This window comes from Planococcus sp. FY231025, assembly GCF_052078085.1.
Taxonomy (GTDB): domain Bacteria; phylum Bacillota; class Bacilli; order Bacillales_A; family Planococcaceae; genus Planococcus.
In genome coordinates this window covers 379779-393144 of the sequence record NZ_JBQJJG010000005.1, presented here as the reverse complement: position 1 = coordinate 393144, position 13366 = coordinate 379779, and the positions used below count along the sequence as shown (strand labels likewise).

The 13366-nt window shown below is 52.4% G+C and carries 13 protein-coding genes; 1 reads left to right on the top strand and 12 read right to left on the bottom strand.

Annotated elements, in window-relative coordinates; all coding sequences use genetic code 11:
* Position 1: 1 nt before the first annotated feature.
* Together yqiS and ACTL32_RS08290 are read right to left on the bottom strand one after the other, a co-directional pair.
* Complete coding sequence (gene yqiS, locus ACTL32_RS08295; RefSeq protein ID WP_441341000.1) at positions 2-922, bottom strand: phosphate butyryltransferase; 921 nt, start codon at positions 920-922, stop codon at positions 2-4.
* Between the two features lie 131 nt (positions 923-1053).
* Positions 1054-3096 carry a sigma 54-interacting transcriptional regulator gene (locus ACTL32_RS08290; RefSeq protein ID WP_441340999.1) on the bottom strand — a complete coding sequence of 681 codons (2043 nt, stop codon included), beginning with the start codon at positions 3094-3096 and terminating at the stop codon, positions 1054-1056.
* Positions 3097-3220: 124 nt separating this feature from the next.
* Here ACTL32_RS08290 and ACTL32_RS08285 point away from each other — a divergent pair, with 124 nt between their 5' ends.
* Positions 3221-3454: a DUF2627 domain-containing protein gene (locus ACTL32_RS08285; protein ID WP_204890500.1), complete on the top strand. Its 234-nt coding sequence runs from the start codon at positions 3221-3223 to the stop codon at positions 3452-3454.
* Positions 3455-3464: 10 nt separating this feature from the next.
* Here the strand turns inward: ACTL32_RS08285 and ACTL32_RS08280 are convergent, their stop codons facing one another.
* The 10 genes from ACTL32_RS08280 to xseA form a co-directional block, all read right to left on the bottom strand.
* On the bottom strand, positions 3465-4190 hold the full coding sequence (locus ACTL32_RS08280) for a glycerophosphodiester phosphodiesterase (RefSeq protein ID WP_441340998.1): 726 nt from the start codon (positions 4188-4190) through the stop codon (positions 3465-3467).
* Positions 4191-4251: 61 nt separating this feature from the next.
* Positions 4252-4626, bottom strand: a complete 375-nt coding sequence (locus ACTL32_RS08275; RefSeq protein WP_441340997.1) for a plastocyanin/azurin family copper-binding protein — start codon at positions 4624-4626, stop codon at positions 4252-4254.
* A gap of 280 nt (positions 4627-4906) precedes the next feature.
* Entirely contained in the window at positions 4907-5665 is a 759-nt protein-coding gene (gene spo0A / locus ACTL32_RS08270) for a sporulation transcription factor Spo0A (RefSeq protein WP_441340996.1), read from the bottom strand.
* A 34-nt stretch (positions 5666-5699) separates the two neighbouring features.
* Positions 5700-7397 (bottom strand): DNA repair protein RecN, encoded by a 1698-nt coding sequence (gene recN / locus ACTL32_RS08265; protein ID WP_441340995.1) that lies wholly within the window; start codon positions 7395-7397, stop codon positions 5700-5702.
* Positions 7398-7414: 17 nt separating this feature from the next.
* Positions 7415-7864 carry a transcriptional regulator AhrC/ArgR gene (gene ahrC, locus ACTL32_RS08260; RefSeq protein ID WP_135501202.1) on the bottom strand — a complete coding sequence of 150 codons (450 nt, stop codon included), beginning with the start codon at positions 7862-7864 and terminating at the stop codon, positions 7415-7417.
* Positions 7865-8025: 161 nt separating this feature from the next.
* Positions 8026-8844, bottom strand: coding sequence for a TlyA family RNA methyltransferase (locus ACTL32_RS08255; RefSeq protein ID WP_441341205.1), 819 nt, complete (start codon positions 8842-8844; stop codon positions 8026-8028).
* Complete coding sequence (dxs, locus tag ACTL32_RS08250; protein ID WP_441341204.1) at positions 8844-10745, bottom strand: 1-deoxy-D-xylulose-5-phosphate synthase; 1902 nt, start codon at positions 10743-10745, stop codon at positions 8844-8846. Before dxs ends, ACTL32_RS08255 begins: the two co-directional genes overlap by 1 nt.
* A gap of 94 nt (positions 10746-10839) precedes the next feature.
* Positions 10840-11718 (bottom strand): polyprenyl synthetase family protein, encoded by an 879-nt coding sequence (locus tag ACTL32_RS08245; RefSeq protein ID WP_441340994.1) that lies wholly within the window; start codon positions 11716-11718, stop codon positions 10840-10842.
* Positions 11715-11948 (bottom strand): exodeoxyribonuclease VII small subunit, encoded by a 234-nt coding sequence (gene xseB / locus ACTL32_RS08240; RefSeq protein ID WP_441340993.1) that lies wholly within the window; start codon positions 11946-11948, stop codon positions 11715-11717. The genes ACTL32_RS08245 and xseB overlap by 4 nt, the downstream gene beginning before the upstream one ends.
* Positions 11938-13302, bottom strand: coding sequence for an exodeoxyribonuclease VII large subunit (gene xseA / locus ACTL32_RS08235; RefSeq protein WP_441340992.1), 1365 nt, complete (start codon positions 13300-13302; stop codon positions 11938-11940). The genes xseB and xseA overlap by 11 nt, the downstream gene beginning before the upstream one ends.
* Positions 13303-13366 lie beyond the last annotated feature (64 nt).

Genomic DNA, 13366 nt, shown 5'->3' with positions numbered 1-13366 from the left:
CCTAGTATGTTTCGTTGCTTTTAGCTGAGCGAAGCGCAAGTACGAGCGAAAACAATTTTGTTTCGGCGCTGTCTGCGCGGGAAGTCAGCACGATCGGCGCTTTCGCACCCGCGATGACGCCGCCGACTTTCGCCTGGGCAAAATACACCAATGATTTGTACAGGATATTGCCGGATTCAATTGAAGGAACGAGCAGGATGTCGGCTTTGCCGGCAGTATCGCCCGAAAGTCCTTTATGTTGTGCGGCCGCAATCGAAACTGCGTTGTCGAGTGCCAAAGGGCCATCCACAATGCAATCCATAATCTGGCCGCGCCGGTTCATAGCGGTCAATGCTGCAGCGTCCAAAGTGGCCTGCATGGCAGGGTTGACTACTTCGACTGCAGCGAGCGGCGCGACGACAGGCATCTTTACACCGGTCGAGCGCGCGATATGAACGGCGTTCTGTATGATCTGTGCTTTCTGTTGAAGGTCGGGATTGATATTCATCCCGGCGTCCGTGACAAAAATCAGGCGCTCGAACCCTTCGATTTCAAATGCTGCCACATGCGAAAGAATGCTTCCGGTCCGCAGCCCGTATTCCGGGCTTAAAACCGCTTTCATCAACATGGCAGTGGGGATATGCCCCTTCATCAAAACATTGGAATCGTTCATGTAGACTGATTTGACAGCTTCTTTAGCGGCCAGGGCATTCGTTCCTGCGTGATGGATCGAGACATCCGGGTGTCCATCCAATAAGGGAAATTCCTTTTGGATCATCCCTTTCAATTTCGCTTCATCGTCATACAGTCGGAAACTCGCAAGCTTCCGTTCGAGCGCCATGGACACAGCTTCCAAAACTTCCGTATCCGCTGCCGCTGCGACTGCGACGGCATTGTTCTTATCAACCGTAATTTCTTCCATGATCTGCGTCAATGTGGTCATGTCGGTCACCCCATTCCTTCTTAATTAAAACAGATAAAACATTGATATATAAGGCTTGTAAGCGCTTTATTTCAGTTTTAGGGCAAAATCATTTGCAAATTCTTGCAAAAGTGTGCAAGAACCTGCAAAAACTACGTAAGCCCGTATTTTTCAAGTTTGTAATACAACGTACGCAGGGAAATTTCCAACTGCTTGGCGGTCTTGGATTTGTTTCCCTTGAACTGCGTCAATGCGTGGTGGAGGATGCCCCGCTCCACCGCATCCAGCTGCTCCTGAAGCGGCACGGACGCTTCAATGGTCACTTCATTTTTCGCCTCCGCCGCACGGAGCATATTGCGGGGGATGTGTTCTTCGGTCAGCACTTTATCGTTGATCTGCATAAAGATCATGGAGCGGCTGATGATGTTCTCCAATTCGCGGACATTGCCCGGCCAGTCATAAACGCGCAAGAGCTGCAGCGCTTTATCGGTGACCGTCTCGACATTGCGCCCGTATTCCTGGTTCAGTTTCAACAGCAGGCGGTCGACAATCCGCGGTATGTCCTGCTTCCGGCTGCGAAGTGGCGGAATGAGGATCGGCATGCGGTTGAGCCGGTAGTAGAGGTCTTCCCGGAACGTTCCGTCAAGGAGCGCTTTTTCCATATTGGCATTGGTCGAAGCGATGACGCGCACATTGACCGGGATCGGCTTCGTGCCGCCGATCCGCAGCGTTTCATGCTCCTGCAGCACGCGGAGCAATTTGCTTTGGACCATCGGCGACAGTTCGCCGATCTCATCGAGGAAGATGCTGCCGTTATTGGCTTCCTCGAACAAGCCGCGCTTCTCTCCGCTTTTGCCGGGCACCGCCCCTTCTTCATAGCCGAACAATTCGCTGTCGAGCAGTTCCTCGGAAAGCGCCGCGCAATTGACCCGGACAAATTTATTGAATTTCCGCTCGCTCGCGCTGTGGATGGCATGGGCGAACAATTCCTTGCCCGTCCCCGATTCGCCGCGCAGCAGCACCGTCACAAGCGTCTGGGCAGCGAGCTTGGCCTGTTGGAGGCTCAGCTGCATTTCCGGCGACAGGCCGATGATGTCGTCGAATGTGTATTTCGATTCGAGCGTGCGGATGATGCTGCGGGCCCGGTCCAGTTCTTTCATGAGCGAGCGGATTTCCGTCGTATCATGGATGACGCCGACACTGCCTTTCAGCTTGTTGTCGACAATGATCGGCGCCACGTTGACGATGACTTCCCGGTTCGCCGGGCCGACCTTCAAGTTGACGCCCCGGTAAGGTTTACGGGTCTGCAGCACTTTCAAATGCATGCTTTCCCCTTCGGTGATATCTGCGGAAGCCGGTTTGCCGATCACGTCCTCCACTTGGAGCCCCGTGATCCGCGTGTACGCTGGATTCACGAGAATGCCGTTGCCGCGCTCATCCACCACTGAAATGGCGTCATCGCTGGACTGGATGATCGCCTGCAGCATCGTCTGCACTTCGTTCAGATCCGTGATCTGTTCAGCGAGGCTGACCACTTCGGAAATGTCCTTGAAAACGGCGAACGCGCCAATCGCTTCGCCCGATTCTCCAATCATCGGAAAACGGGATGTGACGATTTTCATGCCGTTTGTCAAGGAGAGTTCGCGGTTCAATTCCGTCCGCCCCGTCTCATAGATGCGGGTCAGCTCGCTCAGCGGTATCAGTTCGCTGATCGGGCGCCCAATCGCCGAAGCGGCATCGACATCAATCATCCTGGCGGCACTTTTATTGATGAAATTGATGCGGCTCTTATGATCGATGCCGATCATGCCTTCTTCGATGGAATTGAAGATGATGTTCTGTTTATGGCTTTCTTCGCTCAAGCGCGAAATGAAATGTTCTTTTTCAGTTACGAGCTGTACGAGAACGTTCGCGATGCTGCCGGGGATGATGACTGTGTTCCCCGAAAAGTGATCGGGCAAGTCGCGATGCACCGCTTCATCTCCTGAGACATTAAAAACGATATCAACTTCTTCGACCGGAAATTCCCGGTAATCCTCCGCCGCCCGAATCCCGATTTCCTTAGCCGCTTTCATGGCCGGTGCATCCGGATTGATGTCGGCTACACCAAACACTTGGAGATACTCCGATTCCAATAAAATCTTGAGAATCGCAGATCCTCCTGCGCCTCCTCCGATAATGACTACATTTTGCAATGGGCTTCATACCTTTCCGCACGGATGCGCAAATTCTTGCACTGCTCCCTTAAGCGTAACGCAGGATGGTTTTCTTGACAACTTTGGGCGAATTGGAAACAATAGATGGAGAAGGAGTGGAAACATGGGACGTCTGATCGCTTTTATCGTATTGCTCATCCCTGGCATCATGGCTGCTTACGGCATCAAATTGATGCGTGATACGCTTTTCAATAAATTGCTCGAGCCTTACCCGGCCCTTTGGCTGCAATTCACGCTCGGCACCATCTTCGTCGTACTCGGCATCGGTTTTTTTGCCGGCTTCCTGCTGAACCGGGACCGCAAAAAAGGGACCGTATCGAAAAGATTCCAGAAATAAAAAATTGCGTCTACCTCTCAGAGGCTAGACGCAATTTTTTTGTTACCCGGCCTGGGTAATCGGTGATGATGCCTTTCAGTTCCGGCATGAGTTTCTTCATTGCCGGCTCGGTCCCGCGCATGCCGTAAACCCTCACAGTTTTCTCCATCCCGTGGAGGGCTGCCAGTAACGCCGGTGAATAAATCCGTTTGTGCAGATGCAGACTGTCGATCCAATCCATCGCCGCTAATGCTTCGAGCGGAAGTTTTTTCTTCAGAATCAACGCGGTTTCCACTTCCGGCAAGAGCTCCTTCATACTTTTAAGCAAATGGGGATGGAATGAAGACAAATGGAAATTCCCCATCCCTTCAAGCATTGCCGCCAGGATTCTCGGCCCGTCCGGATGTGCACCAAACGAACTTTTAAGCTCAATGTTCAGCGGCACCCGCTTTTCTTTCGCCCAGTGGAACACTTCATACGCCAACGGAATCTGGTGGTTCCAGATGCGGCGGCGAATCTTCTTGCCGATCTTCAAATCCTTCAAGAACCGGTACTCCGATTCTTCGATCTTCCGGTTCTGGCCGCTCAGCCGTTTTAAATTGTCGTCATGGTAGACGACGACCACCCCGTCTTTGGTGATCTGGACATCCAGTTCGATTCCTACACCAAATTCGCAGGCCTTGTAAAAAGCGTTCCAGGTATTTTCCAGCGTATAACCCGATGCCCCACGATGTGCGTAAACTTCAAGTTCTGGCAAAAGATATCAACTTCTTTCTCATGTATGTTCAGGCACTTGCTGGACATTGCCGCCAGCGAAGTCATTTGAATCCCACATTATGGTCCAGTGTGTCTTCATTAACCCATGTAACTGTCGTTCCCGGTGCAATGGTCACAGAACGTTCGGAAAAGGCCAAGTCTTTCATTGCAATCGTGGTCTCTCCGCTAATGTCCGCCCCTTTTTTCACCATGACCGTCATTTCCATCGCCGGATGGATCGGGCAATAAACATCAAAACGTCCGGGTTCGCCGAAGAAAAATGCTGCTTCTTCCCCCGGAGGGAAAATTTCAGAAACTTCCCCTTCTTGAGCTTCCGGAACCCCAGCCGGCGCTTCTGCTCCCCCGCCTTCCTCTTCCCCGCAAGCGCTCAGCGCCAATAGGACACTAAGCAATAAAATCCACCAAGTTCTTCCCACAACAATCCCTTCCTTTCATAACTAATTATGTACAAGGGCTGAAGAATGATGGATATGGAAAGCTGTAACAGGAAGAGAACGCCCTCAGTTCATAGGCTTGATATTTCGCTATTGCTCAAATAAATAATCATTTTTTTCTTATTTACATACAATATTATATTACTTTTCCGTTCATTTTAATAGCCTTTATCCAAAGATAATGCGCGCCTCGCCAACAATAAAACACCCCGCTTCCGGGCTCTATCGCCGAGAAACAAGGTGTGGATGGGAATATTTTTCGCTATTGGTTATCGTCCCATTGGGCGCTGTTGACAAACATTGCGATGAATTTCGAGTTGGTCGGCTTGGTCTCGAGATGCTCTTCGCTATAACCGAAGATTTCCGCGATTTGTCCGATGTCCTTATCGTTCCAAAGAAGTTCAATGGCATGGCGGATGGATCGTTCGACTCTCGATGGCGTCGACCCGAGCCGTTCAGCGACGCTTGGATACAACTCTTTGGTCACCCGGTTCAAGAGCGCCGGGTTTTCCATCACTTGCGAAACCGCCTCTTTCAGGTAATGGTAGCCCTGTACATGCGGCGGAATGCCGATTTCCTTCATCAGGTTCACAATCTTTTCATGCTTGGCCGCTGCTGTCTTCTTGGGGTCTACCGCAACGGTCCGATTCTGCATGATATGGTTGATGTGCACCGCGAGGCGTTCATTTTCGAACGGCTTCATGATGAAATAGGAAGCTCCGTACTGGGCAGCCTGGCTCATGATGGATTCCTGGCCGAAGGCGGACAGCATGATAACCTCAATTCCCCGCAGGTCATCATCCTCTTTGATGGCATCCAAAACTGCAATGCCGTCCAAATAAGGCATGATGATGTCGAGCACCAAAATATCGATCGTATGCTTTTTAAGCATTTCAATGCACGTCTTGCCGTTATAGGCAGCTGCAACAACTTCCATATTTGGCTGGTTGCTCAAATAATCGCTCATCAGTGAAACCAATTCGCTATTATCATCTGCGATCGCAATCTTTATCATGTCCATCCACTTACTCCTCCTGTTGGCTGCACGTGCAACCCTATCTCATTGCAAGCTTTCTGTCCTTTGCGAGCGTCAGCAGCTCTTCTGCATGCTGGAGCGTCAAGTCGGTAATTTCCGCTCCGGACAGCATCCGGCTCATTTCTTCTGTCCGCTCATGGCCGTCCAGCTCGTGGACAGCCGTCGTAGTCCGTTGTTTTTCCACTTTTTTCTCGATGAATAAATGCTGGTCCGCCATCGCCGCCACTTGGGGCAGATGGGAGATGCAGAGCACTTGGGAATGGACGGATATGGCTGCGATCTTCTCTGCGATCGCTTGCGCCACCCGCCCACTGACGCCGGTGTCGACTTCGTCGAAAATGATCGACGTGATGCCTTGGTGGCGGGAGAAGATCGTCTTCAGCGCCAGCATCATCCGCGACAATTCTCCGCCCGAAGCCACTTTGGTCAGCGGTTTCAACGGCTCGCCCAAGTTGGTCGATATGTAGAACGACACCACATCACCGCCGTGGCGGTCAAAACGGCCATTCGGCAATGCGCCGAAATGGACTTCGAAGGAAGCTTTGCCCATATGCAGTTCACGCAATTGCTCCATGATTGCCTTGCCCAATTTCCCTGCTGCCTTTTTGCGGAGAATCGTCAATTCTTCCGCTTCAACGCGAAGGTCGTCCGTCAATTCCTTCAGTTTCGCCTGATCCAGCTGCAGCCGCTGGTCGCGGTTGACCAGTTTATCAAGTTCGTCGCTCTGCGTTTCGTAATACAGCAGCATATCCTCGACAGAAGCGCCGTATTTCCGCTTCAGCGATTGCAAAAGCGCCAGCCGCTGTTCGATTTCATTCAAGCGGGACGGATCGAATTCCATCTGGTCGACAAGCCGCTTGATCTCCGATGCCACGTCCTGCAATTGATAGAATGCACCCGAAACCAACTCGGAATGGCTTCCGAACTGTTCATCAACCGAAGCGGCGTGTTCGAGTTCCGACATCGCCGAACCGACCCAGTCGAGCCCTTTCGATTCCCCTTGGATCGCTTCATGGGCCGCCGAGACCGACTCATAGATCTTGTTGAAGTTCTGCAATTTCTTGCGCTCCTGCAGGAGTTCCTCTTCTTCGCCCGCCACCAGTTCTGCCGCTTCGAGCTCGCGCAGCTGGAATGTCAGCAAGTCGATGCGCTGCGCAATCTGCTGCTCGTTTTCATTGTAGCTCGCGAATTCGCGTTTGAGCTTCATGTATTTATCGTACGTATGAGAATAGCTTTCCTTCGCTTTTGACAACGTCCCGCCGGCAAACTGGTCAAGCAGATGCAGGTGCTGCTTCTCGTCCATCAGCTCCTGCGTCTCGTGCTGGCCATGGATGTCGATCAATGCAGCACCCACTTCACGCAAAATGGAAATCGTCACCAATTTACCGTTGACCCGGCAGACATTCTTGCCTTTGTCGTTCAGTTCACGGCGCAGTAAAATATCGCCATCAACTGATTCGATGCCGAATTCGCCCAATTTCGTGAATACCGGATGATTTTTTTCATCAATTGAGAATAAGCCTTCGATTTCCGCTTTTTTGGCGCCGTGCCGGATGAATTCCTGGCTTCCCCGACCGCCTGCAAGCAGGTGGACCGCATCGATGATGATTGATTTTCCGGCGCCGGTTTCACCGGTCAAGACGGTCAATCCGTCCGTAAAGCTGACTGTAAGCGCCTCGATAATGGCAAAATTGCGTATATCCAATTCCCGCAGCATACCCATCCACCTCTTTTTTAAAGCATTTCAATTAAACGCTGTCTTAATACTTCCCGTTGGTCCGTGTCCCGGCAAATGATCAGGCAGGTATCGTCCCCGCAAATGGTCCCGAGGATTTCTTCCCAGTCCAGATGGTCGATCAGCGACCCGATTGCATGGGCATTGCCCGGCAAAGTTTTCATGATTAGGAAATGGCTCGCTCCGTCGATGCTGACAAAAGCATCCGTCAACGCGCGGTGCAGTTTCTGCATCGGGTTGAAGCGCTGGTCTGCCGGCAAACTGTATTTGTAGCGGCCATCCTGCAGCGGCACTTTCACCAGATGCAGCTCCTTGATATCGCGCGAAACGGTCGCTTGGGTCACTTCATAGCCGGCGGATTTCAGCAAATCCACCAGTTCGTCCTGTGTCTCTATTTCCCTGTTTGAAATTAAATCCCGAATTTTGATATGGCGTTGGCCTTTGTTCACGATGGCTCCTCCTAGAATGAATAATTATTCTATATATCTTATATCGTACCTTTAAACAGCACGAAAGACAAGCAAGCCGGTAAATCGGATAGAACGCCGCCGTGCCGAACCTGACCGTTCATTTGCAGCCGAAAAGAAAACACATCCCTCATGGAATGTGTTTATAATTTTTCGTGGGCCATCGCAACTGTTTTTGCCGCTTGCTCTTCCTTTACAGGGGCGATTTCCTCGCCTTCTGCAGCAGACTGCAAATGGAACAGAAATTCGATATTGCCTTCCCCGCCGGTAATGGGGGAAAAGGACATATTTTTTATATGGAAGCCGGCATCGGTCGCAAATGCCCCGACTTTCATCAGTACATCGCGATGGGTTTTCGGATCCCGGACGATGCCTTTTTTGCCGACGGCTTCGCGCCCCGCTTCAAACTGCGGTTTGACAAGCGCAATGACGTCGCCCCCCGGAACCAGCACCTGCTTTAATACGGGCAGGATGTGCTTCAAGGAAATGAAGCTGACGTCAATCGTTGCAAATTCAGGCAGCCCTTCGGCAAAGTCTTCCGGCTTGGAGTGGCGGAAATTCGTCCGTTCCATCACCGTGACCCGCTCGTCCTGGCGGATTTTCCAAGCCAATTGGTTGTACCCGACATCCAAGGCGTAAGCGTGCTTCGCACCGTTTTGCAGTGCACAATCTGTAAAGCCGCCCGTCGACGAACCGATATCGAGCATCAATTTGCCTTCTACCGACAAGTCGAATTCCGCCAAGGCTTTCTCGAGTTTCAGGCCGCCACGGCTGACATATTTCAGGTCATTGCCCTTCATCTGCAGCGGTGCATCGGCCGCAATCTTCTCGCCGGGCCGGTCCATGCGTTCTTCATTTGAATAGATGATTCCGGCCATGATGGCCCTTTTCGCTTTTTCCCGCGTTTCGCAGATGCCGCGTTCCACAAGCAGGACATCGACACGCTCTTTTTTCGGTTTGATCATAGAACGTTCGATTCCGCCTTCTGGGCAGACACCAATTTCTTGGCTACGCGCACCACTTCATCGCTGTTCAGATGGATTTCGTCCATCAGTTCGGCGACATCGCCGTGTTCGATGAACTGGTCAGGGATGCCGAGGCGGTGGACGATTGCGCCCGTATATTCGTTTTCTTCTATAAACTCAAGTACGCCGCTGCCAAAACCGCCTTGCAGCACAGCTTCTTCAAGCGTGATGACCGGAACTTTGCGTCCGAAGATGCTATGGAGCATTTCCGTATCCATGGGCTTGATAAAGCGTGCATTGACGACTTCTGCATTAATGCCGCCTGCGCGCAATTCTTCCGCTGCATGGAGCGCCATCGGGATGGTCGTTCCGAATGTCAGGATGACTGCATCCGTTCCGCGTTGGAGCACTTCCCAAGAACCGATCGGCAAGGTTTTCAAGCTGCTGTCCATCGGTACACCAAGCCCGTTGCCGCGCGGATAGCGCAGGGCAATCGGTCCATCGTTATATTCGATCGCTGTCTTCACCATGTGCTGGCCTTCATTTTCATCTTTCGGCATCATGACGACCATATTCGGCAAGTTGCGGAGGAACGCGACATCAAAGACGCCTTGATGCGTTTCGCCGTCAGCGCCGACAAGTCCGGCACGGTCAATGCCGATGAATACATTCAAGTTCTGGCGGCAGACATCATGGATGACTTGGTCATAAGCGCGCTGAAGGAATGTAGAGTAGATGGCCAGGAACGGTTTCATATCCTGTGTGGCAAGGCCGGCTGCCATCGTCATCGCATGCTGTTCCGCAATGCCGACATCATAGAAGCGGTCTGGGAATTCGGATGCGAACCCGACCAGTTTCGAACCGACCGGCATAGCCGGTGTGATGGCGACGATGCGTTCGTCTTCGCGTGCGAGCTTGCGCACCGTTTCAGCGATCAAGCCGCTCCACGATGGCGCTGACGAAGAAGATTTCACCAAATCACCGGTCTCCATTTTATAAGGTCCGGTTCCGTGCCAAGTGCCGACAGTATCTGTCTCAGCCGGCAGGAAGCCCTTGCCTTTTTTCGTGACCACGTGAAGGAGCACGGGGCCTTTGGTTTTCTTCGCATATTTCAGGTTTTCTTCCAGATCTTCGAGGTCATGGCCGTCGATCGGCCCGAGGTACGTAAAGCCCAGTTCTTCAAAGAACATGCCGGATACAAGAAGATACTTCAGGCTGTCTTTGACGCGTTCTGCCGTGGAAGCCAATTTGCCGCCGACCGCCGGAACTTTCTTGATCAGGTATTCCAGATCGTCTTTGACTTTATTGTATTTGCCGGCAGTGCGCATCCGCCCGAGGACGCTGTGCATCGCGCCGACGTTCGGGGCGATGGACATTTCGTTGTCGTTGAGGATGACAATCATGTCGGTCCCTTCATGGCCGATATGGTTCAATGCTTCAAAAGCCATGCCGCCCGTCAAGGCGCCGTCGCCGATGATCGGGATGACGTGGTTTTTCGCTTTTTTGATATCACGCGCAGCCGCCATGCCCATTGCTGCGGAAAGGGACGTTGAACTGTGGCCCGTCTCCCAGACATCATGGTCGCTTTCATTGCGCTTCGGGAATCCGCAAAGCCCTTTGAATTGGCGGAGCGTATCGAATTGGCTTGCCCGCCCCGTAAGGATCTTGTGGACATAAGACTGGTGTCCTACATCCCAGATCAATTTATCGTCCGGGCTGTCAAACACTTTATGCAGCGCCAAGGTCAATTCGACCACGCCTAAATTGGGGCCGATATGGCCGCCCGTTTTCGAGAGGTTTTCAATTAAAAATCGTCGGATATCTTCACTTAATTCTACGAGCTGCTCGTTGTTCAGCTCTTTTAAGAAAGATGGACTGGTAATCGTATGCAGATCCATTGCCATCACACACCTTCTAAAAAAATTTTGCCGCTAATTAATCTGTCCTTATTATAACAATCTATCCCCAATGTACAAATCAGAGTGCATCGGTTCAGCTTTTTCTTTTTACAATCAATGCCGTCAATTCCTCAAGCAGCGGTTTCGTTCCGCCCAGTTCCGCGATCGCCTTGAGCGCTTCGCCGGCGTGGAAATCCAGTTTTTCTTTCGCTTTCGGGAGCGTCAGCAAGCCCGGATACGTGCTTTTCTCGCTCGATTCGTCCTTGCCGGCGGTTTTTCCGAGTTCTTCGGAAGTGCCGGTGACATCAAGGATATCATCCTGGATCTGGAAAGCCAAACCAAGATGCTGGCCGAATCTGCTGAGCGCCACAATTTCCTCATCCGTGGCTTTTGCAAGGATGGCGCCAGCCAGGATGCTGTAGGTCAACAAGGCGCCGGTCTTCAGGCGGTGGACCTGTTCAAGTTCTTCGAGGCCGAGTTTCTTCTCTTCCCCTTCGATGTCGAGCACTTGGCCGCCGACCATCCCTTCCGCTCCGGCAGAAACGCTCATCAGGTCAATCAGGCGCACTTTGTCTTCGCTGTCGACATGCTGGAGTCTTGCCACGACGCCAAAGCTGTACGTCAGCAAGGCATCGCCCGCAAGGATCGCGACCGCTTCGCCGAATACTTTATGGTTTGTCGGCATGCCGCGCCGCAGGTCGTCATTGTCCATGCTCGGCAGATCATCGTGGATCAAGGAATAGGTATGGATCATTTCGATCGCTGCTGCGACTTTCAATGCGTCCGGATGCCCGTCCCCGAGCTCATGCAGCACCGCCAAAAGAAGGATCGGGCGGATGCGCTTGCCCCCGGCCTGCAGCGAGTAGTGCATGGAGTCCTTCAATGAAGCAGGGATTGACAGGCGTTGGATCAAATCAGCCAGTTCCTGCTGGATCAGCGGCTCGTAATGGGTTCTGAAATCGGACAGGTTCATTTTGCATTCCCGCCTTCGATATCCGCCGGTACTTCTTTGCCTTCTTGCATCATCGTGACCAATTGCTTTTCGGCGCTCTGCAATTTATCGTGGCAGACTTTCGAAAGTTCCATGCCTTTTTGATACAGCGTCAGCGCTTCTTCGAGCGGCACGTCCCCTTGCTCCAATTGACGCACGATTTCTTCGAGTTGTTCCATCGCTTGATTGAATTTGATATCTTTATCTGCCATCTTTCCGGTCTCCTTTGTTCGCTAGAATGCGTTCGTTTACTACCGCTTTCAATGTGCCGTCCTTCATCGCGACGGTCAGTTCATCGCCAGGTTCCACTTGTTCCACACTTTTGACCACTTCATCGCCTTTATAGGAGATCGAGTAGCCGCGGTCCATGATCTTCAATGGGCTTAAGGCATCGAGCGTCCGCATGGCCGATGACAATTGGCGGCTCCGGTCCTTGACCGAAAGATTGGCCAATTGGCCGAGCCGGCGTTCAAGGCTGTCCACTTCGAGCATCGCTTGGCGGATCCGGTTCTCCGGACTTCTTGAAGCCAGCTGGTTTGACAGGTTGCTGTACCGCTCGCGCGCATAGTTCATTTGCTGGAATGTTTCGCGCTGCAAGGAATCGGTCGCCCGTTCAATCCGTTCGATGAACGGCCGGTACAGCCGGTCCGGATAAGCGAGCGGGTAGGAAGACGTCAGCCGGTTGAGCGACGCTTTGTCTTTTGCAATGACGTTCGCCGCTTGCCGGTACATGCCGCTCCGGTAGCGGAGCAGCCGGTCCAAAAGTTCCGTCTTGCTCGGAACGGCCAATTCTGCCGCTGCGGTCGGCGTCGGCGCACGCATATCCGCCACAAAGTCGGCGATGGTCGTATCCGTCTCATGCCCGACAGCGCTGATGATCGGAATGCGGGACTGGTAGATCGCACGTGCGACCGCTTCTTCATTGAACGCCCATAAATCTTCGATCGACCCGCCGCCGCGTCCGACGATCATGACGTCAAACTCCTGCTGGTTGGCCGCTTGGATGGACTGGACGATCGATTGGGTCGCCTGCGCACCTTGTACAAGCGTCGGATAGATGACCACTTTCGCCAGCGGGTAGCGCCGGTTGAGGGTGATGACGATGTCGCGCACCGCTGCCCCTGTCGGAGCTGTCACCACGGCAATCCGTTCCGGAAAACGCGGGAACGCCTTTTTATGGGCAGGATTGAACAAGCCCTCTTTCGCCAGCTGTTCTTTCAGCTGTTCAAAGGCCAGGTAATAGTCTCCGACACCGTCGGCCTGCATCGACTGGGCATAAAGCTGGTACTGCCCGGATGCTTCGTAAACGGTTACATCCCCCCGGATCAATACGGTCATGCCGCTTTCAGGCCGGAACTTCACCGCTTTCGCATTGGCGGAGAACATGACAGCCGGCAAGCGGGACACATTGTCTTTCAACGTGAAATAAATATGGCCGCTCGTATGGATTTTGACGTTCGACAATTCCCCTTTGACGTAGACATCACGCAGATGGGGATCGACGTCGAATTTCTTCTTTATGTATTTGGTCAACGCTTTTACGGATAAATACGGGTCTGCCGCCAAAATTACAACCCCAATCATCGAAATTAAAAAGCTGTCTTTCTCTCGAAAAACAGCTCTGTTTCTA